The sequence below is a fragment of the Cupriavidus sp. FW305-46 genome, from assembly GCF_058787075.1.
On record NZ_JBYSZI010000014.1, the window covers coordinates 65810 to 90303 of the forward strand.

Here is a 24494-nt window from a genome sequence, read left to right on the forward strand (position 1 = left end):
ATCAGTTGAGCGCAGCGGTCACCACCACTTCGATCAGGTAATCGGGATTGGCCAGGCGGGCTTCGACGGTGGCGCGCGGGGGCGTGTTGCCTTGCGGCACCCAGGCGTCCCAGACTTCGTTCATCTCGCCGATCTGGTCGACATTGGTCAGGAAGATCTGGCACGACAGGATGCGGGTCTTGTCGCTGCCGGCCTCGGCCAGCAGCCGGTCGATATGGCCGAGGACCTCGCGCGTCTGGCCGCGGATATCGGCCTTGGGATCGACCTCGGGCACCTGACCGGCGAGATACACCACGCCGTTATAGACCGCGTATTCGGACAACCGCTTGCCCACGTGGGCGCGCTTCAGTTCAAGGTTACTCATGACAATGCGTTGACTGATAAAAACAAGGCCGGCATGCGATGCAATCAGGCCCCGGTAAAGAACTGCCGGGCGATCGCAATCTGCGCCGGATCGACAAAGGTCGGGGCATGGCCCACGTCGGGCACTTCCACCGAGCTCACATGCTTGCCGCGTGCCACCATTTCGGCCACGGTCTCGCGCAGCAGCAGGTCCGACTGCGCACCGCGCACCACCAGCACCGGGCCTTCGATGGCCTCGAAGCTGCGCCAGAGCGCGGCCTCGCCGGCGGCAATGGCCTCGGGCGTGGACTTGCGGAACGGCACCGCCAGTTGCGGGTCGTAATGCAAGCCCCATTCCAGGCCGTCGGTGCCCTGCACCGGCTTCAGGATGGCGGCGTTGAGCTCGCGCCACTGCTCGGGCGTATGGCGGCCGAACGATGCGCCGATGGTCTGCAGGTAGGCCAGGCCTTCCTCGAAGGACTTGAAGCGCACCGGCAGCCCCAGGTAGGCGCCGATCCGTTCCACCGCCGACGGCGCCAGCTTCGGGCCCACGTCGTTGAGCAGCAGCTTGCGCACCGGCGATTTCGGCAGCCCCGCCAGGCCCATGCCGATCAGCCCGCCCATCGAGGTGCCGAACCAGTCCACCTTCTCCACATTGAGCCGCGCAATCAGCGTGACCATGTCGGACACGTACTGCGGCACCACGTAGCCGTTGGCATCGGCCAGCCATTCCGAGCGGCCGCGCCCGGCCACATCGGGGCAGACCACGCGGTAATCGCCGCACAGCGCACTGGCGACGGCGTCGAAATCGCGGCCGGTGCGCGTCAGCCCATGCGCGCACACCAGCACGCGCGGATTGGCGGGGTCGCCCCACTCGTGGTAGGCCATGCGGTGCAGGCCCGCCGGACTGATGCACTGGACAAAACCGAGACGCGGACTGGCAGACATCTGGACTCCCTGACGAACCGGACCGCGGACCGCAAAAAGACGGCGCTGCCGGAGGTTGAGCAAAGCTGGATTGTACGCCGCAGCGGGTACAATGCCACAGCACAGTGTCAGCGCCCCGCATGCGCGGCCGCGCACCGCCACGGCGCGCTCCGCCAACCCTGTGGCATCCCTTCTGTGGCATCCCTTTCTCTCGACGGAGGCTTACATGCTCAACGGCAAGACCGCACTGGTGACTGGCTCGACCAGCGGCATCGGGCTCGGCATCGCGAAAGCGCTGGCGGCCCAGGGCGCCAACATCATCGTCAACGGCTTTGGTGACGCGGACGCCGCAAAGGCAGAGATCGCGCAGGCCGGCCAGGGAATCCGGGTCGGCTACCACGGCGCTGACATGAGCAAGGCGGCCGAGATTGAAGACATGATGCGCTACGCGCAGTCCGACTTCGGCGGCACCGACATCCTGGTCAACAACGCCGGCATCCAGCACGTGGCCGCGATCGAGGATTTCCCGCCCGAGCGCTGGGACGCGATCATCGCCATCAACCTGACCTCGGCCTTCCACACCACGCGCCTGGCGCTGCCCGGCATGAAGCAGAAGGACTGGGGCCGCATCATCAATGTCGCCTCCACCCACGGGCTGGTGGCCTCGGCGCAGAAGTCCGCCTACGTGGCGGCCAAGCACGGCATCGTCGGCTTCACCAAGGTGACCGCGTTGGAAACCGCGCAGACCGGCGTCACCGCCAACGCGATCTGCCCGGGCTGGGTGCTGACGCCACTGGTGCAGAAGCAGGTCGAAGCCCGCGCGCAGAAGGAGGGCATTCCGGTGGAACAGGCCAAGCGCGAGCTGGTGCTGGAGAAACAACCCTCGGGACAGTTTGTCACGCCCGATGAGCTGGGCGCGCTGGCCGTGTTCCTGTCGTCCGAAGCGGCCCGCCAAGTCCGCGGCGCGATCTGGAACATGGACGGTGGCTGGGTGGCGCAGTAAGGAGCAAGCGATGCAACGACGCAGTTTCCTGCGCGCGCTGGCGCTGGGCGCGGTCTCGGCCGGGGCGCTGGCACCGGTGGCCGGCGCGCTGGCGCAAGCCGCCAAGCCGCTTGCCATCGACGTCTACAAGAGCCCGCTGTGCGGCTGCTGCGAGGATTGGGTCAAGCACCTGCGCAGCAACGGCTTCACCGTGACGGTGCATGATGTCGAGGACACCGGCGTGTACCGCAAGCGTTTCGGCATGCCGGAACGCTTTGGCTCCTGCCACACCGGGTATATCGGCGGCTACGCCATCGAGGGCCACGTGCCGGCGGCGGATATCCGCAAGCTGCTGGCCGCAAAACCCAAGGCCGTCGGCCTGGCCGTGCCGGGCATGCCGGTCGGCTCGCCCGGCATGGAACAGGGTCCGCGCAAGGACCCCTTCGACGTGCTGATCGTAAAAGCGGACGGCGCCGCTTCGGTGTTCGCCAGCTACAACAAGCAGGCAGGCTGACCTGCGGCTACCGGGCGCGCCACGGCGCGTCCGGGCTTCAGCCTGCGGCGGCCAGGCTCGCCAGTGCCGCCTCTACCTCTCCCCAGATCGCTTGTTCCTCGGCCTCGGTGCATGCGCCGTGCTGGCGCTTGGTCGCGCCGAGTCGGTTCAGCACCAGGTGCCGGTCCGCCGCCACGCCCACGCTGGCCAGGCAGGCCTTGACACAGGCCAGCGGGCAGCCATCCAGCGCCAGGATCGGCCGCCCCGAGCGCGCCACTCGCGTCAGCGCCGGCACGCCGCCGCCCACGCCGCTGATGCAGGACATTTCGGCACGGCCGCCGCGGTCGAGCCGTACCGCGCAGGCATTGGCCAGTTGCGCGACGCTGGAGCAGCCGGAGCAGGCGTAGACCAGTGGCAAGGATTGGTTCGGGGAAGCCGGCATGGCGCACCTTCCGTGAGGGTTCGACCGCGGCAGGGTCTGCGCCTTGCCGGAGAGCAGCCAGCTTAGTGCGCAGCGATGTTGCCGGGCTATTCGCCGGAAGAGCTAGGGAGTGCAGCCGGCTGGCGTAGCCCGGCCGGGCAATTCCAAAGCGAAGCGACCCGAAAAAAAGCCCCTGCGGCGCATCGCACCTCAGGGGCCCTGCCAGGCTTCGGAGCTCAGCCCGCTTACAGCAGCGGAGCGCCCGTCTTGGCCTGGATTTCCTCGCGGCTGACACCCGGAGCCGTTTCCACCAGCTTCAGGCCTTCGTCGGTCACGTCGATCACACCCAGGTCGGTGATGATGCGGTTGACCACGCCCACGCCGGTCAGCGGCAGGTTGCAGTCCTTCAGGATCTTGATGTCCTCGGTGCCGTCCTTCTTCTTGGCGGTGTGTTCCATCAGCACCACGACGCGGCCGACGCCGGCGACCAGGTCCATTGCGCCGCCCATGCCCTTGACCATCTTGCCCGGGATCATCCAGTTGGCCAGGTCGCCCTTCTCGCTGACCTGCATCGCACCCAGGATCGCCAGGTTGATGTGGCCGCCGCGGATCATCGCGAACGAGTCGGCCGACGAGAAGATCGACGAGCCCGGCAGCGTCGTCACGGTCTGCTTGCCGGCGTTGATCATGTCGGCGTCGACTTCGTCCTCGGTCGGGAACGGGCCGATGCCTAGCAGTCCGTTCTCGGACTGCAGCCACACTTCCATGCCTTCGGGCACCCAGTTGGCCACCAGCGTCGGCAGGCCGATGCCCAGGTTGACGTAGAAACCGTCCTGCAGCTCGGTCGCGGCGCGCGCGGCCATTTCGTCACGTGTCCATGCCATGATGCGTCTCCTTAGCTGGCCGCGCGCACGGTGCGCTGCTCGATGCGTTTCTCGGGGGTGGTGTTCAGCACCAGGCGCTTCACGAAGATGCCGGCCAGGTGGATTTCATCCGGATCCAGCTCGCCGGTCTCGACGATATGCTCGACCTCGGCGATGGTGACCTTGCCCGCCATGGCGCACATCGGGTTGAAGTTGCGCGCGGTGCGGCGGAACACCAGGTTGCCGGCCCTGTCAGCCTTGTATGCCTTGACCAGCGCCACGTCGGCGGTCAGCGAACGCTCCATCACGTACTGCTGGCCGTCGAATTCGCGGATTTCCTTGCCTTCGGCGACGATGGTGCCGACACCGGTCTTGGTGAAGAAGGCCGGGATGCCCGAGCCGCCGGCGCGCAGCTTCTCGGCCAGCGTGCCTTGCGGCGTGAATTCCAGCTCAAGTTCGCCCGCCAGGTACTGGCGCTCGAACTCCTTGTTCTCGCCCACGTAGGACGAGATCATCTTCCTGATCTGGCGCGTGGCCAGCAGCAGGCCCAGGCCGAAGCCATCGACGCCGGCGTTGTTGGAGATGCAGGTCAGCTGCTTGGCGCCGCTGTCGCGCAGCGCGGCAATCAGCGCCTCGGGGATGCCGCACAGGCCGAAACCGCCCACGGCGATCGTCTGGCCGTCGCGGACGACGCCTGCAAGCGCTTCTGCGGCGCTGGCGTAGACCTTGTTCATGCTTCGCTCCTTCCTCGGTAGTTCCCTGTCGCTCTTCCCGCCACCGGGTTGTGCAGCGGGCGACGCAGGGAAATTGTAACGGTACAATCGGCAACAGGCGGGCGACAGTCGCCGCAACTCGTCCGACCGACAGCATACGCAAGCACAGCCGGCTACGCCATTACGTAAAAATACATAAGCAGATGCCCGCAATCGACTACCAGACCGCCTTCCAGCTCGCCCCCGTGGGCCTGGTGCTGTCACGCGAACGCGTGATCGAAGACTGCAACGAGGAGGTCTGCCGCATTTTCGGCACCACGCGCGAAGCGCTGCTGGGCCAGTCGTTCCAGGTGCTCTACCCCACCGCCGACGAGTTCGAGCGCACCGGCGCGCGCATTGCGCCGATCATGGGCACGCGCGGCATGTACTCGGACGAGCGCATCATGAAGCGCGCCGGCGGGGAATTGTTCTGGTGCCATGTCACCGGGCGCGCGCTGGACCGCACGCAACCGCTGGGCGCCGGGATCTGGACTTTCGAGGACCTGTCGCAGAAGCGCCAGGTCACGGCCGAGCTGACCGCGCGCGAACGCGAGATCGCGGCGCAGCTGGTGGAGGGAAAGACCAGCAAGCAGATCGGCAAGCTGCTGGCGATCAGCCCGCGCACGGTGGACATCTACCGGGCGCGGCTGATGAAGAAGTACGGGGCCAGTACCTCGGTGGACCTGGTGCAGCGGCTGGTCAACCACTGAGCCCCGTGGCGGGCGTCAGCCCTCGATGATCGCGCGGATCTCTGCCGGCACCGGCACCGACTTCTCCTGCGTGTAATCGCACCACACCACCTTGGCCCCGCCCTCGGCCCAGACCACGTCGGGCAGGTCGGTGCGGCGGATTTCCATGCGGGTTTCGAAGCTGGTGCGGCCGAGCTGGCCGGCGTAGACGCGGCACTCGATGTCGCCCGGGTAGCGCAGCTGCTTCAGGAAAGTCATGTGCGCATTGATGATGACCGGCCCCTGCCCGCCTGTATCCTTGCCGCCACGGCCCAGCGACGCGAACCACTCGATGCGCGCCTGCTCCAGGTACTGGAAATAGACGGTGTTGTTGACATGGCCCATGGCATCCATGTCGCCCCAGCGGATCGGCATGACCACCGTATAGACGTGCTTCATCACAGCCTCCAGAAGAACAGGCCCGCCGAGTCTGGCGGGCCCTCTGCGTGGCTTAGCGCTTGGCGATCGCGCCTTCGGCCTTGGTCACCAGCTCGGTGCCGATCTGCTTCTTCCACTTGTCGTAGACCTTGGCGGTGGCCTTGCGGAAGGCGTCATGCTCGGCCGGCGTCAGGTGCGTAACCTTGACGCCGTGCGCCTCCATGTCCTTCCAGGCCGGCGCGCCCGGCTCGGCCAGGCCCTTGCGGGCCAGCGCGATTTCCTGCTTGCCGGCGTCGATGGCAGCCTGCTTCACGATCTCGCGGTCGGCCGGGGTCCAGCTTTCCCAGATCTGCTTGTTGACCACGAAGATCAGCGGGTCAGCCACGTAGCCCCAGGTGGTGACGAACTTCTGGCCCACCGTGTACAGCTTGGCGGCGGCGAACACCGACTGCGGGTTCTCCTGCCCGTCGACCGCGCCCGAGGCCATCGCCGGCTGCGCATCGGCCCAGCTCATCTGGGTCGGGTTGGCGCCCAGCGCGTTGAAGGTCTCGATGTACAGCGGCGAACCGACCACGCGCAGCTTCATGCCCTTGAGGTCTTCCGGCTTGCGGATTTCGCGCTTGGAGTTGGACACCTCGCGGAAGCCATTCTCGCCCCAGGCCAGCGGCACCACGCCGGCTTTTTCCAGCGTGGTGAAGATCGACTTGCCGACTTCGCCCTGCGTGAGCGCGTCCAGCGCCTTGTAGTCGGGCATCAGGAACGGCAGCGAGAACAGGTTCAGTTCCCTGACCTGCGGCGACCAGTTGATGGTCGAGCCCACCGCCATGTCGATCACGCCCTGGCGGATCGCCGAGAACTCGCGGGTCTGGTCGCCGGCCACCAGCGAGGTGCCCGGGTACAGCTTGATATTGATGCGGCCGTTGGTGCGCTGCTTGACCAGGTCGGCCCAGATCTCGCCGCCCTTGCCCCACGGGAAGGCCGGGCCGAGCACCAGCGACATCTTGTACTCGGACTTGTAGGTCTGGGCCATTGCGCCGGCGGGGGCGAAGGCGGAAGCGGCAATGGCGGCAGCCGTTGCGAGCATCAGGGCACGACGTTTCATTTCATCTCCTCTCGGGAAAGCGTCAATTCTTGTTGGTGAATGCGGAACATCAGTAGCCGAGGTACTCAGGCAGCCAGGTCGCCAGCGGCGGATAGGCCAGCACCATCAGCATGGCGATAAACATCGCCAGCAGCATCCAGATCACCCAGGGCACGGTTTCTTCCATGCGCACCCGGGCAATCCGGCACGACACCATCAGGTTCACGGCCAGCGGCGGCGTGAACTGGCCCAGCGCCACCTTCAGCGTCAGCACCACGCCGAACCACACCGGGTTCCAGTGGAAGGCATTGACAATGGGCAGCAGCAGCGGCACGAAGATCAGGAAGATCGAGATGCCATCCAGGAACATGCCCACCGTCATCAGCAGCAGCACGATCAGCGCCAGCACGCCGTACTCGCCCAGCCCGGAATTGGCGATGGCGTGCGCGAGCGGGTCGATCACGCCCAGCGTCGACAGCGCATAGGCGAAGATGCCGGCCAGCGCCACCACCAGCAGGATCACCGCCGAGGTCTCGGCCGCCTCCTGGAAGATGGTGAACAGGTCGCGCATGCCGATGCTGCGGTACACCACCATGCCGACGAAGAGGCCGTAGACCACCGCCACCACGGCGGCTTCGGTCGGCGTGAACCAGCCGGCGCGCATGCCGCCCAGGATCAGGAACGGCGCCACTAGCCCCCACGCGGCCTCGCGCAGGCTCTTCCAGAACGGCGGGCGCGCCAGCGCGGCCTCGATCGCGCCCATGCTGTGCCTGCGCGCCAGCCACACCGCCGGAACGATCAGCGCCACGCCGGCCAGGATGCCGGGGATCATGCCCGCGGCGAACAAGGCCGGCACCGATGCACCGGGCACCAGCACGCTGTAGATGATCAGGGCCACCGACGGCGGGATCAGGATGTCGGTCGCGGCTGCCGCGCCCACCACCGCGGCGCTGTACGAGCCCGGATAACCGGCGCGCGACATCGCCGCGATCATCACGCCCCCCACCGCGGCCGCGTTGGCCGGGCCGGAGCCCGAGATGCCGCCGAGGAACATCGCCACCAGGATCGCCACCAGCGGCAGCATGCCCGGGCCGCGGCCAACGATGGCGATGGCAAAGGTCACCAGCCGCTGCGCCACGCCGGAGCGGTCGAAGATCGACCCGACCAGCACGAACATCGGGATCGCCAGCAGCGGATACTTGGCCAGCCCCGCATAGAAGTTCTGCGGCACGGCCAGCAGGCCAAACATCTGGGTGTCGAGGTTGGACAGGCCGATCGCGACCAGGCCGCCCAGGCCCAGCGACACGCCGATGGGCACGCCCAGCAGCATCAGGCCGATAAAGACCACGAACAAAGTGATGGCGACGAACGTCATTGCACCTTCTCCGTCGTGGTGGCCTTGCCTTCATGCAGCGCCTTGAGCGTGCGCACGTTGCGCAGCACCAGCCCCAGCGCGCGCAGCGCGATGCCGGCCGACAGCACCGGCAGCCAGATCGAGTACCACCAGCTCGGCACGCCGATGCCCGGCGAGGTCTCGCCGAAGGAGTACTCATCCCAGGTAATGCGTGCGCCCAGCACTGCCAGCGCGATGAACATCACCGCCACGGCCAGCGCCGACAGGAACGCCAGGCGCAGCTGGCGGGCCTCGCTGCCGCGTTCGAAGAAGAATTCGATGCGGATATTACGGTCGCGCGCCACCGCGGCGCTGCCGGCGACCAGCGCCAGCACGATCATCAGGAAGACCGAGAACTCCTCGGTCCAGGCAAACGACTCGTCGGTGAAATAGCGGACCACCACGTTGGCGAAGGTGATGCCGACCAGCAGCACCATCACGATCACGCCAATCCAGTCCTCGATGCGGGGCGATACCCGGAAATCAGCGTCCTGCGCTTCGTCGGCCGCCTGCGGGATCACCGCGGAATCGACGACGTGTTGCGGCACGGCGTTGCGCCGTGCCTCTTCTTGTTGCTCCATCTCCCCGGCCTCCGGTCCGGGCCGCTCGGGCCATGCGGCCACCGCGGCGTTTTTCTATTTGTATGTAAAGACTTAATCTGCAGACATGGCGGATTATGCCAAGACTGGCCTGCCATGCACGAATTTTCTTTGATGATTGATGTGTGCTGACTACGGCGCACCCAAGGGGACCGGATAAGCCCTGGGGCGTGCAAACCGGCCATCCCACGGCGCTTTTGGCGCGCAACCGGGAAGCTGGGGCCTTGCGCCCCCGGGTCAGCGATCAGGCGGTCAGACCATGCCGTCGTCGGCGGTGATGACAGCCCCGTTGATGAATTGCGACTGGTCGGATGCCAGCAGCAGCAACAGGCCGTCGAGATCCTCCGGCTTGCCCAGGCGCTTGCGCGGCAGCATCTGGATCAGCTTCTGGCCCGCGTCCGAGTCCCAGTGGTGGTGGTTGATCTCGGTATCGATATAGCCCGGGCAGATCGCATTGGTATTGATGCCATGGCGCGCCCATTCCAGCGCCATGGCCTTGGTCATGTGCACCACGGCCGCCTTGCTCATGCAATACACGCCGATCTGCGACAGCACCTTCAGCCCCGCCACCGACGCGACATTGACGATCCGCGCCTGTGGCAGCGGGCTGCCGTTGCGCTCGGCACCCTTGGCGCGCGCGATCATGCGCTTGGCCACTTCCTGGGCGACGAAAAAGGCGCCGCGGGTATTAGTGTCGAACACGAAATCGAAGTCATCGGCGGTCACATCGGTCAGCTTCTGCGTGGTCGACACGCCGGAGTTGTTGACCAGGATGTCGATGGAGCCGGCCTCAGTCTCCGCATGCGCCACCGCGGCGCGGATGCTGTCCGGGTCGGTGACGTCCAGCCGCACCACATGGGCGCTGCCGCCCTCGGCCTCGATCGCCGCGCGCAGTTCCTTGAGCCGCTCGGTGCGGCGCGAGGCCAGCACCACCTTGGCGCCGGCGGCGGCCAGCACCGTCGCGAAACGCGAGCCCAGCCCGCTTGAAGCGCCGGTGACCAGCGCGACCTTGCCTTCCAGATTGATCGACAAACCCATGATTACCTCTTGTGCGGGAGCTCCTCCGGCCTATTCGGGAGCAGAAGGCAGCATATCAAAAAAAAGAACGACCGTTCCAAAAAAATCCTTGCCTGTGGGTGGCGAGTCCCGGACAATGCCGGAGATTCTAAGAACTTGACCAGCAAAGGGAAAGAGGGAAAACGCGCGATCCGGGAGTCTTTGGACCCCAAATCGCTGCCAACTCACCCACCCGCGGCTCCCGTCCGCGCGCTGGCCCGGTTCTCGGCAAAACGATCACCGCATTTCCCACAATTGCAAGCAAGCAGCAAAGAAATAGAGGGTTAGAGACAATGGATCAGCAACAGCTCCTGGAGCAGTTCGGCCCGCGCGAAGCCATGGAATACGATGTGGTCATCGTCGGCGGCGGCCCCGCCGGCCTGGCCACCGCCATCCGCCTGAAGCAACTCGCGCAGGAGAAAGGCGCCGACGTCAACGTGTGCGTGCTGGAAAAGGGCTCCGAGCCCGGCGCCCACATCCTGTCGGGCGCCATCATGGACCCGCGCGCCCTCAATGAACTGATCCCGAACTGGAAGGAACTGGGCGCGCCGCTGAACCAGGCAGTCACCGAAGACAAGTTCCTGTTCCTGAACGAGTCCGGCTCCAAGGGCACGCCTCCGGCCCTGCTGCCCGAGTGCTTCCACAACGAAGGCAACTACATCATCAGCCTGTCGAACTTCGTGCGCTGGCTGGGCCAGCAGGCCGAGGCGCTGGGCGTTGAGATCTTCCCGGGCTTCCCCGCCGCCGAAGTGCTCTTCAACGAAGACGGCTCGGTCAAGGGCGTGGCCACCGGCAACATGGGCATCAACAAGGAAGGCGAGCCCACCGACAACTTCCAGCTGGGCATGGAACTGCATGCCAAATACACCATCTTCGCCGAAGGCGCGCGCGGCCACCTGGGCAAGCAGCTGATCGAGAAATTCAAGCTCGATGCCGGCAAGGATCCGCAGAGCTACGGCATCGGCCTGAAGGAGCTGTGGGAGATCGACCCGGCCAAGCACAAGCCCGGCCTGGTGGTGCACACCGCCGGCTGGCCGCTCGACCCCGCCACCTACGGCGGCTCGTTCCTGTACCACATGGAAGACAACAAGGTCGCGGTCGGCTTTGTGGTCGGCCTGGACTACACCAACCCGTGGCTGTCGCCGTTCGAGGAATTCCAGCGCTTCAAGACGCATCCGGAAATCCGCCAGTACTTCGAGGGCGGCAAGCGCCTCTCCTACGGCGCGCGCGCCATCACCGCCGGCGGCCTGCTGTCGCTGCCCAAGACCGTGTTCCCGGGCGGCGCGCTGGTCGGCTGCGATGCCGGCTACCTGAACGCCTCGCGCATCAAGGGCAGCCACGCCGCCATCAAGACCGGCATGATGGCCGCCGAGGCCGCCTATGACGCGCTGCAGGCCGGCCGCCAGCACGACGAGCTGGCCGCCTACCCGGCCGCGTTCGAGCAGAGCTGGCTGCACAAGGAACTGCTGCAGGCCAAGAACTTCAAGCAGTGGTTCAAGAAGGGCCGCACCACCGCCACGTTGATGACCGGCATCGAGCAATGGCTGCTGCCCAAGCTGGGCATCCGCAACCCGCCGTGGACCATCCACCGCGTGAAGCCGGACCATGTGTACCTGAAGCCGGCGGCCGAGTGCCAGAAGATCGAGTATCCGAAGCCGGACGGCAAGCTGACCTTCGACCGCCTCAGCTCGGTGTTCATCAGCAACACCAACCATGAAGAGAACCAGCCGGCGCACCTGACGCTCAAGGACGCCAGCGTTCCGGTCAACATCAACTGGGACAAGTACGCCGGCCCCGAGTCGCGCTACTGCCCGGCAGGTGTATATGAGTTCGTGCAGGACGAGACGTCGGGCAAGGAGCGCCTGCAGATCAACGCGCAGAACTGCGTGCACTGCAAGACCTGCGACATCAAGGATCCGACCCAGAACATCGTCTGGGTGACGCCGGAAGGCGGCGGCGGTCCGAACTACGTCGGGATGTAAGCCTGCCGCGCCAGCGGCAGAAAAAAACGGCACCGGAAACTGAACTGCACCCCAAAAGTTGGACGTTGATCCAATCTTTGGGGTGTTTTTCATGACGAAGTACGACGAGGCATTCAAGCGCAAGGTAGTTCAGGAGTATTTGTCTGGGGGGATTGGGATCCGGGCACTGAGTCAGAAGCATGGGATTGGTCATTCGATCGTGCGACGCTGGATTGGTGCGTGGCAGCACCATGGAGAGGCCGGGCTACGCAAGAAGCGTGAGGCGTTTGGCGCCGAGTTCAAGCTGACGGTGCTGCAGCATATGTGGCGCCACGAGTTGTCCTATGCTCAGACAAGTTCCCTCTTCGACTTGCGCGATACCCGCGGAGTCAGCCGTTGGGAGCGCCAGTATCATGAGGGCGGTTTCGAAGCCCTCATGCCGCGCCGCAAAGGCCGGCCACCCAACATGTCCGAGCCCAAACAGCCTGTCCAACCCACTCCCGAGTTGCCCCAAGACGGACGTTCACGTGAAGATCTGCTCAAGGAAAACGAGTATCTGCGCGCGGAGGTGGCGTACCTAAAAAAGTTGGATGCCCTGCTCCGGGCCAAGGAGCAAGCGGCGCCAAAGAAAAAGCGCAAGTCGTGAACGCTTTGCGCGAGCACCACCCGCTGCCAATCCTGCTCAAGATCGCCGCTCTGGCGCGCAGCACGTTCTACTACCAACTTACGGCAAGCAAGGCCGGAGATCGTCACGGGGAACTCAAGGAGCGCATCCAACGTGTGTATGCCGAGCACAAGGGCCGATATGGCTACCGCCGGATTACGGCGACGCTGCGTCAGACGGGGACGTTGATCAATCACAAGACCGTGCAACGGCTGATGTCGGCGTTGCGGTTGAAGTCGCTCGTGCGGCCCAAGAAGTACCGCTCATACCGAGGGCAGGTGGGGCGAGTCGCCCCCAATCTGCTTCAGCGCCAGTTCGAGGCGAGCAAGCCGAACGAGAAGTGGGTGACGGATGTGACCGAGTTCAACGTAGGCGGCAAGAAGCTGTATCTCTCGCCCGTCCTGGACCTATACAACGGGGAGATCATCGCTTGGCAAACCAGCGAACGACCTGACTTCGCACTGATCCAGGAGATGCTCGACAAGGCATTGCGAAGACTGCGGCCAGAGGAATCCCCTTTGCTGCACTCGGATCAGGGCTGGGCCTACCAAATGGCAGCGTACCGCCACAAACTGGCCGCACGAGGCCTGCATCAGAGCATGTCTCGCAAGGGCAATTGCCTGGACAACGCGGCCATGGAGAGCTTCTTCGGCACGCTCAAGTCAGAGTGCTTCCGGCTTGAGCGTTTCGCCGATCTCGACCAACTGCGCAAAGGCATAGCCGAATACATCCGGTACTACAATCACGACCGCATCAAGCTCAAACTAAAAGGGCTGAGCCCCGTGCAATACAGGACTCAGCCCTTGGCGGCCTAACTTACCCGTCCAACTTTACGGGGTCAGTTCAAAACCCGGTGCCGTTTTTCTTTGGGCGATGCAGCGCGGCTATCGTGCCTGCCGCCGCGCGGCCATCGCCTTGTCGACCACCTCGGCCTGCAGCGCCTCGGCGGGATTGCCGAAGGCCTGGCTGCGCAGCACATCCAGCTGCTGCCGGCGGTCCTGCTCCGACAACCCCGCGAATGACTCGATCTGCGCGCGCCGCGCGGCGTAGTCGTCGTAGCGCTGCTGCCAGGCCTGCCCGGCTTGCGCCTGCTGCTGGTAGCGCTGCGCCACCTCGGCACCGTAGGCCTGCGCCAACGCCGCACCGATGTCCTGCGCACTGCGGCCGGCGGCCTGCATGCCGGCGATGGTGTCGCTGATCGCCTGCGGACGCGCGCTGGCCTCCCGTGCCGCACGCAGTGGCTCGGGCAGCGTGGCTTCGAGTTCGGCCAGCCGCTGCCGCCGCTGCGCGTCATCCAGGCCGGATTGCGCCGCGATGTCGAGCCGCGCCAGCATGGCATCGTCATACGCCTGCTCGTCGCCGAACCAGATTGCCGCCACCTCCGGCAGCAGGTGCTGCCGCGCGCCGTTGCGCCCGGCCTGCAGCGCGCGCAGCTGCTGCACTTGTGCCGCATCCAGCGTGCCGTTCGTATCCGCCTGCGGCTTGCGCGCGGCCAGCGCTTGAATCTCGGCAAGATAAGCCAGGTAGCGCTGCCACAGCTGCCACGCCTGCCCTGCCGCGGGCTGCGGCACGCGGCGGCGGATATCGTCGTACACCAGCCGGTCCAGCGCGTCGGCGCCGCCGGCGTCGTGGCGGGCGCTGAGGAAGTAGTCGAAGTAGGTGCGCAGCGCGCGCGTCAGGCGCAGGTTGCCTTGCGCGTCGAGTTCGGGGCCCGCGGGCACGTCGACGCCGGACAGCGATGGCAAGGCAGCCACGCCGGCGGGTCCGGCGTCTGCCGATGTCGCCGAAGGACTCGCAGCGGTGGTGATCGCTGCCGGGCGCTGCGGCACGGCAACCGGGCCAGACGGCATCGTCAGCCAGTACACCGCGGCCGCCGCCGCGCCGGCCGGCATCAAGGCCAGCCAGGGCCGCGGCGAGCGCTCAGAGCTGGTCATTGCGCAGCCGGTTGGCGTGGCTGAGGATGACCGTGCGCGGATCGACGTCCTGGTACAAGCCGGCCATCTGGTTCACCTCGTCGAGATGGTTCCAGTAGTAGCCCGTGGCCAGCACCCGGCCCCACTTGCTGCTGCAGACCGAGACCAGCCCGTCATTGGGGCCGGCGCCCTTCAGGTCCATCAGCCCGGCCGAGGCCGACATCATCACCGTGGTCGGGTCCAGCAGGTTGGAGCGCAGCAGGCTGAACGGCCCACCCTGCCCGGTCCAGGAATACGCGGCCTGGGTATGAGTGACGAGGTTGCCCGCGGCATCGCGCGCCTGCCGTTGCTCGGACACCGCGCCAGCAGTATTGCAATCCGGCCCCAGTGCCGATTTCGTGCCGGGCACCAGCGTGGCATTGAGGCGCGCATTCTGCTCGGCGGCGCCGCGCGTGGTCAGGATCCTGAGCGAGGCCAGCGCATCCTGGTCCAGCGCCTGCCCGTTGCCGATGCCATTGAACCAGCCCACCGTATCGAACACGCCCTGGATGATGCCGACGAGTACCGGCCCGGCGATCGGAATACTGTTGACGCCATTGATCAGGTCCAGCACGGTGTCGGCCACTTCGCTGCCGCGATGCGGGCTGCCGACGGTGGTGACCGAGGCCACGTCCTGCGGCGACATCGCCGCCAGCATGCGCGAGGTCGGCCCGCCCTGGCTGTGGCCGATCAGGTTGACCTTGTCTGCGCCGCTTTCCAGCTTGACCGCGCGCACATAGGCCTGCAGCGCCAGGGCGCGCTCTTCGTCGCTGTTGAACGACGGCACCGTGGCCACATAGACTTGCGCGCCGTTGGCCCGCAGCACTTCGGGGATGCCATACCAGTAGTCGAGCACACCACCCATCTTGGCCGCGCCGGTCAGTCCGTGGACCAGCACGATCGGGTAACGCGTCTTCGCGTAGTCGCCGCTCGCGGCCAGGGCTGATGCTGGCTGCGCCAGCATGGCCGCTGCGACCAGCGGGGCTGTGCCTGCGAGCCTGCGCAAGGCCTTGCCGGCCTTCTGCTCGCGTAGCGCGGGCGTGCGTCGTCCGCACGCGTGGTGTCCGCTGTGCTCCATCTTGTCTCCTCGGTGGTGGGACTTTTTATGTTGGAAGCAGTAAAGACTGGCCGCCCCGACGAGACAATCAAAACATTAGCGGATTCCCTCTAAACGGCCGCTACAGCCGCGGGCTGCAAGGGCATGCGGGTGCTGGAAAGCAGCTGTTCGTAGATGTAGCACTGCAGCAGCGTCAGCTCGCGCTCGGCCAGCACGTCGAAGGCCACGCCGAAGGCCGGGAAGTCGGCATCGTCGCTGGCCGCGCCGGGGGGTGCGAGGCGGATCCAGCCATCGATGGTGACCTCGCTGTCCAGTGACGCCGTGCGCATCTTGAAGCGCAGCCGCACGCGGCTGCCCGGCGCCGGCGCCGGCGCGGTGGTCTGCACCAGCGCGCCACCGGTGCTGAGGTCGGACAGCAGCGCCAGCCGCGCCGTGCCGGTGTCGATGCCGTCGTCATCGCCGGGCTCGGTCAGGTAGGCGGCCAGCCGGGTTGGCACGCGCGCAGCCTTGCGTACCGGCGTTGCGTGCTTCTGCACCGGCGCCGACAGCACCAGGTAGCGAAACGGGCTGCGGCACACGGCGGTGATGGTCGAGGTGAAGCTGTGGATGGCGTGTCCGGAGAAGCCGCGCAGCAGCACGGCATCGCCCGCCTGCAGCGGCAGGTCGCGCCCGCCGAGCTGCGGCCAGGTGACAAACAGGCCCTGCTCGATAAAACCGATCAGGCGGCTCGCGGCCGGGCGCGCGGCCTCGCCCTCATGCTTGACATGCAGCAGCGTGCCGACCTGCAGGCCAAGCGGCCCGGTGGTCGGACGCAGTTCGTCATCGGCATCGTCGTGGCTATCTTCGCGGCAGACCACGCCATGGCGGAACACCAGCGCCAGGTCGCGTTCATCGGGAATGACACTGCCGCTGCCGAGCACCAGGTTGCCCTCGCCATCGAGCAATGACCAGGGCAGTGGGTATCCGACGGGAAGATCGTTAGGTGTGAGCTGGATCATGGCTGTTCGCAGTAGGCCCCCGCATTGGATGCCAACGGGGCATGGCAAGCCTTGGGCGGAGCCGACGCGCAGGATCCGCCACCTGTATCAGGCTTCTATCGGCGCCGGAGCGGCGAAATTAAGCCCTCGGCGATTGAGCAGAAACGCATGTGTAGCATTCGCTCCCTACGGAGACCTTGACGTCTCGCAAAGTTGAGCCGAAAATCTCCAAAAGCTGTCTGACAGCCTGACATATCAAAACCATGACCATCCTGCCCCGCCCGGCCTCGCTCGCCAGCCGCATCGCCCAGACCCTGCACGACGACATCCTCGCCGGCCGCTACGGCGCGGGCGCGCGCCTGCCAGCAGAGACGAGCCTGGCCGATAACTTCGGCGTGAGCCGGCCGATCGTGCGCGAGGCCATCGCCCAGCTGAAGGCCGATGGCGTGCTGGTGACGCGCAAGGGCTCGGGCGCTTATGTGTCGGAGACCCCGGGCGGCCAGGCATGGCGCGTGGCCAGCGCGCCCGACGGCGGCCCGACGCTGGCGCAGCTGTTCGAACTGCGCCGGGTAGTGGAAACCGCCTGCGCCGAAATGGCCGCGCAGCGGCACACGGATGCCGATATCGATGCCATCCGCGGCGCGCTGGCGGCGATGCAGGCACAGGCCGACGGCCAGGGCGACATGGCCAGCGCTGCGGCGGCCGACATGGCCTTCCACCATGCCATTGCGGAAGCCGCGCACAACCCTTGCTTTACCGGCCTGACCGATTTCGTCAGCCAGCAGATGCTGGCCGCGCGCCAGCGCGCCTGGGAGAACACCGCGCGGCTGCGTGTGACGACAGGCGCGCCGCGCGCCGCCGACCAGGAACACGCGGCGCTGGCCGAAGCGATTGCCGCCGGCGATGCCGCGGCCGCCCGCAGTGCCGCGCAACAGCACCTTGCGGCCGCCGCCGCCCGCCTTGGCCTGACCGCCTGAGCCCCCCAACACACAGACATTGGAGCAAGGAACAACCATGGAAACAGTGGATTGCGTCGTCATCGGCGCCGGCGTGGTGGGACTGGCGGTGGCGCGCGCACTCGCGCTGCAGGGCCGCGAAGTGATCATCCTGGAAACCGAGAACGCCTTCGGCACCATCACCAGCGCGCGCAACAGCGAGGTCATCCACGCCGGCATCTACTATCCGGCCGGCTCGCTCAAGGCACAGCTGTGCGTGCGCGGCAAGGCCATGCTGTACGACTACTGCGCCAGCCACCACGTGGCGCACCAGCGCTGCGGCAAGCTGATCGTTGCCACCAGCGAGGCCCAGGTGGCAACGCTCGAAGGCATCCGCGCCAAGGCGGCGGCCAACGGCGTGGACGACCTGCGCCTTGTCAGCCGCGCCGAGGCGCAGGCGCTGGAGCCGCAACTGCAGTGCCATGCCGCGCTGCTGTCGCCGTCGACCGGCATTGTCGACAGCCATGGCCTGATGACCACGCTGCTGGGCGACGCGGAAAACGCCGGCGCGATGCTGGCGGTGCAGTCGCCGGTGCTGGGCGGCGCGGTGACGGCGGACGGCATCCGGCTGGAGATCGGCAGCGAGGATGGCAGCGCCACCACGCTGCTGGCGCGCACGGTGGTGAACTCGGCCGGGCTGACCGCGCCGGAACTGGCGCGCCGCATCGACGGCATGCCCGAGACCCATATCCCGCCGCAGTACTACGCCAAGGGCTGCTATTTCACGCTGGCCGGGCGCGCGCCGTTCTCACGGCTGATCTACCCGGTGCCCGAGGCGGCCGGGCTGGGCGTGCACCTGACCATCGACCTCGGCGGCCAGGCGCGCTTCGGCCCCAATGTGCGCTGGATCGACGACATCGAATACGGCGTGGATCCGGCCGACGCCGACGGCTTCTATGACGAAGTGCGCCGCTACTGGCCGGGGCTGGCCGACGGCGCGCTGCAACCCGGCTATGCCGGCATCCGCCCCAAGATCAGCGGGCCGCACGAGGTTGCCGCGGACTTCCGCATCGACGGCCCCGCCGTGCATGGCGTGCCGGGGCTGGTTCACCTGTTCGGCATCGAGTCGCCGGGGCTGACCTCGTCGCTGGCGATCGCCGAGCGGGTCTGCGCGGCGCTGGCCTGAACCGCGCCATCGCCTTTCGCGCGGAAGCTCATCACCGCACAGAACGCGCCGGCCGCCGCGGCGATAGCGGCCAGCCCGAAGGTATGCTCGGGCGCCAGCGCGTTCCAGGTCCAGCCCATCGCCAGCCCGCCCAGCGTGCCGCCGACGCCGTAGGAAATGCCCGTATACAGCGCCTGCCCGCGCCCCTGCAGCGGCCCGGCAAACCAGGCCTGCAACCGCTTCAGGCTGGCGCTGTGGTGCGCGGCAAAGGTGGCCGCGTGCAGCACCTGCACCAGCGCCATGAGCCAGGCAAACTGGGCAAGGTAGCCGGTCAGGCCGAAGCGCAGCGCCGCCAGCACGAAGGTGCCGGCCAGGATCGTGCGCAGCGCATAGCGCGCGAACAGCAGGCCCTGGTAGTAGAAGAAAACGATCTCGGCCACCACGCCGATGGTCCACATCACGCCAATGGCGAACTTGCTGTAGCCCAGCTGCGCCAGCCACAGCGAATAGAACACATAGAGCGCCGCGTGCGCGAACATCATCAGGAAGGCTGACGCCAGGAACCAGGCCACGTCCGGACGGCGCAGCAGCGGCAAGGCGCGCGGCGGCGCCGTGCGCGGGCCGTCGTCGGCGGCGTCATGCATGGTCAGCACCACGCCGGCCAGGATCGCCAGCAGCGCGCTGGCCACCCACGGGAAGGCGCGCATGCCGACTGCTTCGAACAGCGCCCCGCCGGCCAGCACCGCGCCGATAAAGCCGACCGAGCCGAACATGCGGATGCGGCCGTAGCTATGGTCGAAGGCGCCGTAGCGGCGCAGCGTGGAGATGGTCAGGGCATCGCCCAGCGGCGACATCGCGCTGGTCAGCAGGCTCAGCGTCAGCATCATCGCCATCATGCCGCCGTAGCTGCCGACACCCGGCAGCATCAGGAAGGCCAGCAACGAGGTGAACGCGCTCACGCGCAGGATACGCACGCGCGTGTGCATCACGTCGGACAGCCAGCCCCACAGGTAGGGCCCGACGATGCGGCTGACCTGGAAGCTCGCCATCAGCACGCCGATCTGCACCGGGTTGAAGCCGCGGTCGGCGAAATACAGGCTGACGTACGGCGAGATCAGGCCGACGTAGCCGTAATAGCCAAGATAGAAGAGCCCGAAACGGGCGTAGTCGGGGCGGCCGGCGCCAGTGGCACCGCCGCCCGCGAAAGGCGTGGCCAACGCGAGGTCAGGTCAGGGGGTCTGGCCGGCCTGCGCGGGAATGCGCGGCGTATCGACCTTGACGTCGCCGCACTGGGCACGGTGGCGCAGGGCGTGGTCGATCAGCACCAGCGCCAGCATGGCCTCGGCGATCGGCGTGGCGCGGATGCCCACGCACGGGTCGTGGCGGCCGAAGGTCTCGACGGTGGCGGCATTGCCGGCCTTGTCGATCGATTCGCGCGGGGTGCGGATGGAAGACGTCGGCTTGATCGCCAGCGACACGGTGACGTCCTGGCCGGTGGAAATGCCGCCCAGCACGCCGCCGGAATTGTTGGTGCGGAAGCCCTCGGCGGTCAGCTCGTCGCCATGCACGCTGCCGCGCTGGGCCACGCTGTCGAAGCCGGCGCCAATCTCCACGCCCTTGACCGCGTTGATGCCCATCATGGCGTGGGCGATATTGGCGTCGAGCCTGTCGAACAGCGGCTCGCCCAGGCCCACCGGCACGTTGCTGGCCACCACCTCGATGCGCGCGCCGACGGAGTCGCCGTCGCGGCGCAGCGCGTCCATATAGGTTTCGAGCTCGGGGATGATGTCGGCGTTGGGCGCGAAGAACGGGTTCTCCGGCACGTGCGACCAGTCCGTGAACGGCACTGCGATCTCGCCCAGCTGCGACATATAGCCCCGGATCTCGGTGCCATACTTTTCGCGCAGCCACTTCTTGGCCACCGCCCCGGCCGCCACCACCGGCGCGGTCAGGCGCGCCGACGAGCGGCCGCCGCCGCGATGGTCGCGGATGCCGTACTTCTGCCAGTAGGTGTAGTCGGCATGGCCCGGGCGGAAGGTTTCGACGATATTGCCGTAGTCCTTGCTGCGCTGGTCGGTATTGCGGATCAGCAGGCAGATCGGGGTGCCGGTGGTCTTGCCCTCGAACACGCCGGACAGGATCTCGACCTGGTCGGGTTCCTGGCGCTGCGTGACGTGGCGCGAGGTGCCGGGCCGGCGGCGGTCCAGGTCGCCCTGGATGTCGGCCTCGGTCAGCGCCATGCCCGGCGGGCAGCCATCCACCACCGCGCCGATGGCGGGCCCGTGCGATTCGCCGAAGGTGGTAACAGTGAAAAGCAGGCCAAGGGTATTGCCGGACATGGTGGAAACCGCACAGGAATTGGGGAAGGCCTCCATTGTAAGGCCAATGGCGGGGCTCGGGCGGCCGCAGGGCGGCCCGGCAGGCTCAGGCGGCGGCGCTTGCCGGGGCCAGTTCGGGGTAGAACTCGGCGCGCATCCGCTCCATATAGGCCACCAGGTTGGCATGCCCCTCGGCCGCGGTGCGGATCGGAGTGTCGAATACGGGGCACAGCAGGCTGCCGGCAAAGGCAAACAGCGTGGCGTCGGCCCCGCATGGCGCGTTGCCCATCAGGTAGGGCTTGTTGCCCAGGATGTCGGCGATCGAGGTCACGCCCTTGCTGGCCAGCGCCACCAGGTCTTCTTCGCTATGCCGGCCCAGACCCTGCCCCCACAGCGTCTTGCGCACCTTGTAGCGCACCAGGCGCTCGGCCAGGCCGCGCACCGGCGCCGGCACGCCGCGGAAGAACAGGGCCGGCCCCTTGTCGAAGTTGGCCTGGTCCAGCCAGCGCACCCGCGCCACCGCCCAGTACAGGTGGTCTTCCATCAGCTTCTCGGCGGCCCAAGCGATGCCGCGCTCGGCCGCGCTCAGGCCGGCGTCGAAGTCGATGTGGTAGGTCTTCTCGATATGCCAGCGGATCAGGGTGGAATCCGCCACGATCCGGCCCATGTCGTCCAGGTAGGGCAGCTTGCCCCTGGGCGCGCGCCGCAGGCTGCCGCGGCGCGCCTGGTAAGGCAGTCCGGCCAGCTTGAGCAGCATCTCGGCCTTGGTGACGAAGGGGCTGGCGTCGGGCAGCCCGAAGGCGGGGCCAAAGGTGTAGAGCGTGATCATCGTGGACTCGGGTTCCGCACAACGGAGTTAGCGCCAGTCGCCGCGCAGGGCCTGCACCATCTGCTGCAGCCCTTCCGGGGTGGCGGCCTCGGGCGGCACGGGCTCGCCCACCACCAGTTCCAGCCGGTTCAGGATGCCGCGCCGGAACGGCCGCGACATCGCCGGTGCCCCCTTGCGCGAGAAGAAGCTGCCCCACAGCCCGCGCAGCGCCATCGGCACCACCGGCACCGGCGTGCGCCGGATGATCTGCTGCACGCCCTGCTTGAACGGGTTGATCTCGCCGGTGGCGGTGATCTTGCCTTCGGGGAAGATGCAGACCAGATCCCCCTCGCCCAGCGCCTGCGCCACGCTGTCATAGGCACGCCTGAGCATGTCCGGATTCTCGTGCGCCGGCGCGATCGGGATCGCGCGGGCCTGGCGGAAGAACCACGACAGCAGCGGCACCCTGAAGATGTTGTGGTCCATCAGGAAGCGCACCGGACGTGGGCTGCAGGCCATCAGCACCACCGCGTCGGCAAAGCTGACGTGGTTGCAGACCAGCACGGCCGGGCCGTCGGCGGGAATGCGCTCAGCATTGACGCGGCGCAGCCGGTAGAGGGTATGGACCAGGATCCACGCGATAAAGCGCAGCAGGAATTCCGGCACCAGCGAGTAGATGTAGACCGCCACCACCGCATTGAGCAGCCCCACCACCAGGAACAGCTGCGGGATGCTGTAGCCCGCCTGCGTCATCGCCACGCCCAGCAGCGAAGCGGCAATCATGAAGAAGCTGTTCAGGATGTTGTTGGCGGCGATGATGCGGGCGCGGTGCGTGGGCGCGCTGCGGCTCTGGATCAGCGCGTACAGCGGCACGCTGTAGAAGCCGCCGAACATGGCCAGCAGGAACAGGTCCGCCAGCACGCGCCAGTGGCGCGGCTCGGCCAGGAAGCCGCCGATGCCGCTCAGCGCCACGGGTGCCTGCCCCTGGCTGGCAAAGTACAGGTCGACCGCGAACACCGTCATGCCGATCGAGCCAAACGGCACCAGCCCGATCTCGACATGGCGACCGGACAGGCGCTCGCACAGCAGTGAACCGGTGCCGATGCCCAGCGAGAACACCGCCAGCAGCAGCGTCACCACGTTCTGGTCGCCGCCCAGCACATCCTTGGCATAGCTGAAGAACGAGGTCAGGAAGGTGGCGCCCAGGAACCACAGCCACGAAATGCCGAGCAGGCTCAGGAATACCGTGCGGTTGCCGCGCGCCAGCACCAGGTTGCGCCAGGTCTCGGAGAACGGGTTCCAGTTGATGCGCAGGTCCGGCTGCGGCGCCGGCGAAACCGGGATGCGGCCCGACACCAGCCGCCCCGCCACGGCGATCACCACGCATACCGCGCCCACGTACATCGGCCCCACGATGGTTCCGCCCTGCTGCAGCCCGGCCAGTTCGCCGCCGATCAGCGTCCCGATCAGGATCGCGACAAAGGTGCCCATCTCCACCATGCCGTTGCCGCCGACCAGTTCGCTTTCATCCAGGTGCTGCGGCAGGTAGGCAAACTTGACCGGCCCGAACAGCGTGGAATGCAGCCCCATCAGGAAAGTGCCGGCGTACAGCAGCGGCGCGCTGTGCCAGGCAAAGCCGGCCAGGCCCAGCACCATGATGGCGATCTCCAGCGACTTGACCAGCCGGATCAGGCGCGACTTCTCCAGCTTGTCGGCAATCTGCCCGCTGGTGGCCGAGAACAGCACGAACGGCGCGATAAAGATGGCCGAGATCAGGAAGGCCGCGCTGCGCGCCTCAACGCCCTCGAACAGCGCCGTGTGGTAGGTCACCAGCGAGGTGAAGGCGACCTTGAAGACGTTGTCGTTCATCGCCCCGAGGAACTGGGTCCAGAAGAACGGGGCGAAGCGGCGCAGGCCGAGCAGTCGGAACTGGCTGGGTTGGCTCATGGATGGGCCGGTCGGTCAGCGGACCGCCGCGGAAGTGGGAACGCCGGCAAGTTTGCCGGAGCCGGCGCCCGGCCGCCACCCTGCCACGGCCGCGTGGCGCCAATCGAGGGTATTTCCGAAGGAAGCTTCAGGCCGGGCGGCCCGGCGCCATCACTCGGCGCGCTCTTCCGGCCAGTCGCGGATATAGGCCTTGAGCATCTTGTTCTCGAAGCTCTGGTCCTCGACCACGGCCTTGGCGACGTCGTAGAAGGAGATCACGCCCATCAGCGTGCGGTTGTCGAGCACCGGCAGGTAGCGGGTGTGACGCTCCAGCATCATGCGGCGGACCTCGTTGACGTCGGTCTCCATGGTGCAGGTCAGCGGCGCATCGTCCATCACCTTGCGGATGCTGGTGCTGCCGACGTTGCCATTGTTGCGGGCCAGCGTCTCGATGATCTCGCGGAAGGTCAGCATGCCGACCAGGTCGCCGTACTCCATCGCCACCAGCGAGCCGATATCGTGCTCGGCCATGGTGTGGACGGCTACCAGCAAGGAGGTGTCAGGCGTCACGGTATAGAGCGTATTGCCCTTGATCTGGAGGATGTCGCTGACTTTCATGTTGGTCTCCGCTGCCTGCGCTCAAACTGAGGGCATCGCTCCGGCCGGGGGCACAGGGGGCGATACCGGTCACATTGTTATCTGTCTATGGGTGTGCG

Annotated in this window: 25 protein-coding genes; 7 read left to right on the forward strand and 18 right to left on the reverse strand. The window is 66.9% G+C overall.

Features of this window, described 5'->3' with window-relative positions; translation table 11 throughout:
* Position 1 precedes the first annotated feature (1 nt).
* Positions 2 to 364: a RidA family protein gene (locus tag AC3WON_RS09385; protein ID WP_010813105.1), complete on the reverse strand. Its 363-nt coding sequence runs from the start codon at positions 362 to 364 to the stop codon at positions 2 to 4.
* A 44-nt stretch (positions 365 to 408) separates the two neighbouring features.
* A complete protein-coding gene (phaZc, locus tag AC3WON_RS09390; protein ID WP_492320485.1) occupies positions 409 to 1290 on the reverse strand; it encodes a 3-hydroxybutyrate-oligomer hydrolase PhaZc in 882 nt (293 codons plus the stop codon).
* Positions 1291 to 1495: 205 nt separating this feature from the next.
* Between phaZc and AC3WON_RS09395 the strand changes: the two genes are divergently transcribed.
* The gene (locus AC3WON_RS09395; RefSeq protein ID WP_492320484.1) at positions 1496 to 2272 is read left to right on the forward strand and encodes a 3-hydroxybutyrate dehydrogenase; all 777 of its coding nucleotides are present in this window, start codon (positions 1496 to 1498) and stop codon (positions 2270 to 2272) included.
* Positions 2273 to 2282: 10 nt separating this feature from the next.
* The gene (locus AC3WON_RS09400) at positions 2283 to 2765 is read left to right on the forward strand and encodes a DUF411 domain-containing protein (protein WP_010813108.1); all 483 of its coding nucleotides are present in this window, start codon (positions 2283 to 2285) and stop codon (positions 2763 to 2765) included.
* Between the two features lie 37 nt (positions 2766 to 2802).
* Here the strand turns inward: AC3WON_RS09400 and AC3WON_RS09405 are convergent, their stop codons facing one another.
* The 3 genes from AC3WON_RS09405 to AC3WON_RS09415 form a co-directional block, all read right to left on the reverse strand.
* Positions 2803 to 3186: a putative zinc-binding protein gene (locus tag AC3WON_RS09405; protein WP_492320483.1), complete on the reverse strand. Its 384-nt coding sequence runs from the start codon at positions 3184 to 3186 to the stop codon at positions 2803 to 2805.
* A gap of 224 nt (positions 3187 to 3410) precedes the next feature.
* Complete coding sequence (locus tag AC3WON_RS09410; RefSeq protein WP_010813109.1) at positions 3411 to 4049, reverse strand: CoA transferase subunit B; 639 nt, start codon at positions 4047 to 4049, stop codon at positions 3411 to 3413.
* Positions 4050 to 4060: 11 nt separating this feature from the next.
* The gene (locus AC3WON_RS09415) at positions 4061 to 4762 is read right to left on the reverse strand and encodes a CoA transferase subunit A (protein ID WP_492320482.1); all 702 of its coding nucleotides are present in this window, start codon (positions 4760 to 4762) and stop codon (positions 4061 to 4063) included.
* 182 nt (positions 4763 to 4944) lie between these two features.
* Here AC3WON_RS09415 and AC3WON_RS09420 point away from each other — a divergent pair, with 182 nt between their 5' ends.
* A complete protein-coding gene (locus tag AC3WON_RS09420) occupies positions 4945 to 5490 on the forward strand; it encodes a LuxR C-terminal-related transcriptional regulator (RefSeq protein ID WP_018310311.1) in 546 nt (181 codons plus the stop codon).
* 15 nt (positions 5491 to 5505) lie between these two features.
* Here the strand turns inward: AC3WON_RS09420 and AC3WON_RS09425 are convergent, their stop codons facing one another.
* From AC3WON_RS09425 to AC3WON_RS09445, 5 genes are all read right to left on the reverse strand, one after another.
* Positions 5506 to 5907 carry an acyl-CoA thioesterase gene (locus AC3WON_RS09425; RefSeq protein ID WP_492351675.1) on the reverse strand — a complete coding sequence of 134 codons (402 nt, stop codon included), beginning with the start codon at positions 5905 to 5907 and terminating at the stop codon, positions 5506 to 5508.
* Positions 5908 to 5959: 52 nt separating this feature from the next.
* Positions 5960 to 6988: a DctP family TRAP transporter solute-binding subunit gene (locus AC3WON_RS09430; RefSeq protein ID WP_492320481.1), complete on the reverse strand. Its 1029-nt coding sequence runs from the start codon at positions 6986 to 6988 to the stop codon at positions 5960 to 5962.
* Positions 6989 to 7037: 49 nt separating this feature from the next.
* Positions 7038 to 8342, reverse strand: coding sequence for a TRAP transporter large permease (locus AC3WON_RS09435; protein ID WP_492320480.1), 1305 nt, complete (start codon positions 8340 to 8342; stop codon positions 7038 to 7040).
* On the reverse strand, positions 8339 to 8941 hold the full coding sequence (locus tag AC3WON_RS09440; protein WP_492351676.1) for a TRAP transporter small permease: 603 nt from the start codon (positions 8939 to 8941) through the stop codon (positions 8339 to 8341). The genes AC3WON_RS09435 and AC3WON_RS09440 overlap by 4 nt, the downstream gene beginning before the upstream one ends.
* A 270-nt stretch (positions 8942 to 9211) precedes the next feature.
* On the reverse strand, positions 9212 to 9997 hold the full coding sequence (locus AC3WON_RS09445) for an SDR family oxidoreductase (protein WP_010813116.1): 786 nt from the start codon (positions 9995 to 9997) through the stop codon (positions 9212 to 9214).
* A 311-nt stretch (positions 9998 to 10308) separates the two neighbouring features.
* Between AC3WON_RS09445 and AC3WON_RS09450 the strand changes: the two genes are divergently transcribed.
* Both AC3WON_RS09450 and AC3WON_RS09455 read left to right on the forward strand, forming a co-directional pair.
* Positions 10309 to 11997, forward strand: a complete 1689-nt coding sequence (locus tag AC3WON_RS09450) for an electron transfer flavoprotein-ubiquinone oxidoreductase (RefSeq protein WP_492320478.1) — start codon at positions 10309 to 10311, stop codon at positions 11995 to 11997.
* 91 nt (positions 11998 to 12088) lie between these two features.
* A protein-coding gene (locus AC3WON_RS09455; RefSeq protein ID WP_492351677.1) for an IS3 family transposase occupies positions 12089 to 13455 on the forward strand; the annotation gives its coding sequence in 2 pieces (ribosomal slippage) (positions 12089 to 12566 and positions 12566 to 13455; 1368 coding nt in all).
* A gap of 69 nt (positions 13456 to 13524) precedes the next feature.
* Here AC3WON_RS09455 and AC3WON_RS09460 read toward each other — a convergent pair.
* The 3 genes from AC3WON_RS09460 to AC3WON_RS09470 all read right to left on the reverse strand — a co-directional run bounded on the left by AC3WON_RS09460 (position 13525) and on the right by AC3WON_RS09470 (position 16647).
* On the reverse strand, positions 13525 to 14574 hold the full coding sequence (locus AC3WON_RS09460) for a lipase secretion chaperone (RefSeq protein ID WP_492351678.1): 1050 nt from the start codon (positions 14572 to 14574) through the stop codon (positions 13525 to 13527).
* Complete coding sequence (locus AC3WON_RS09465; RefSeq protein ID WP_492320476.1) at positions 14561 to 15670, reverse strand: esterase/lipase family protein; 1110 nt, start codon at positions 15668 to 15670, stop codon at positions 14561 to 14563. Before AC3WON_RS09465 ends, AC3WON_RS09460 begins: the two co-directional genes overlap by 14 nt.
* Positions 15671 to 15759: 89 nt before the next feature.
* Entirely contained in the window at positions 15760 to 16647 is an 888-nt protein-coding gene (locus tag AC3WON_RS09470) for a flagellar brake protein (protein ID WP_492320475.1), read from the reverse strand.
* A gap of 242 nt (positions 16648 to 16889) precedes the next feature.
* Between AC3WON_RS09470 and AC3WON_RS09475 the strand changes: the two genes are divergently transcribed.
* Both AC3WON_RS09475 and AC3WON_RS09480 read left to right on the forward strand, forming a co-directional pair.
* Positions 16890 to 17603: a FadR/GntR family transcriptional regulator gene (locus AC3WON_RS09475; protein ID WP_492320474.1), complete on the forward strand. Its 714-nt coding sequence runs from the start codon at positions 16890 to 16892 to the stop codon at positions 17601 to 17603.
* Positions 17604 to 17640: 37 nt separating this feature from the next.
* The gene (locus AC3WON_RS09480) at positions 17641 to 18747 is read left to right on the forward strand and encodes an NAD(P)/FAD-dependent oxidoreductase (RefSeq protein ID WP_492351679.1); all 1107 of its coding nucleotides are present in this window, start codon (positions 17641 to 17643) and stop codon (positions 18745 to 18747) included.
* On the opposite strand, the gene AC3WON_RS09485 is transcribed toward AC3WON_RS09480, so the two are convergent.
* From AC3WON_RS09485 to AC3WON_RS09505, 5 genes are all read right to left on the reverse strand, one after another.
* Positions 18669 to 19943 carry an MFS transporter gene (locus AC3WON_RS09485; protein ID WP_492320472.1) on the reverse strand — a complete coding sequence of 425 codons (1275 nt, stop codon included), beginning with the start codon at positions 19941 to 19943 and terminating at the stop codon, positions 18669 to 18671. The two genes, AC3WON_RS09480 and AC3WON_RS09485, sit on opposite strands and share 79 nt — an antisense overlap.
* A 12-nt stretch (positions 19944 to 19955) precedes the next feature.
* A complete protein-coding gene (gene aroC, locus AC3WON_RS09490; RefSeq protein WP_492351680.1) occupies positions 19956 to 21065 on the reverse strand; it encodes a chorismate synthase in 1110 nt (369 codons plus the stop codon).
* Between the two features lie 85 nt (positions 21066 to 21150).
* Positions 21151 to 21873 carry a glutathione S-transferase C-terminal domain-containing protein gene (locus tag AC3WON_RS09495; RefSeq protein ID WP_492351681.1) on the reverse strand — a complete coding sequence of 241 codons (723 nt, stop codon included), beginning with the start codon at positions 21871 to 21873 and terminating at the stop codon, positions 21151 to 21153.
* A 27-nt stretch (positions 21874 to 21900) separates the two neighbouring features.
* A complete protein-coding gene (locus AC3WON_RS09500; RefSeq protein WP_492320470.1) occupies positions 21901 to 23799 on the reverse strand; it encodes an MFS transporter in 1899 nt (632 codons plus the stop codon).
* Between the two features lie 150 nt (positions 23800 to 23949).
* Complete coding sequence (locus AC3WON_RS09505; protein WP_492351682.1) at positions 23950 to 24396, reverse strand: CBS domain-containing protein; 447 nt, start codon at positions 24394 to 24396, stop codon at positions 23950 to 23952.
* Positions 24397 to 24494 lie beyond the last annotated feature (98 nt).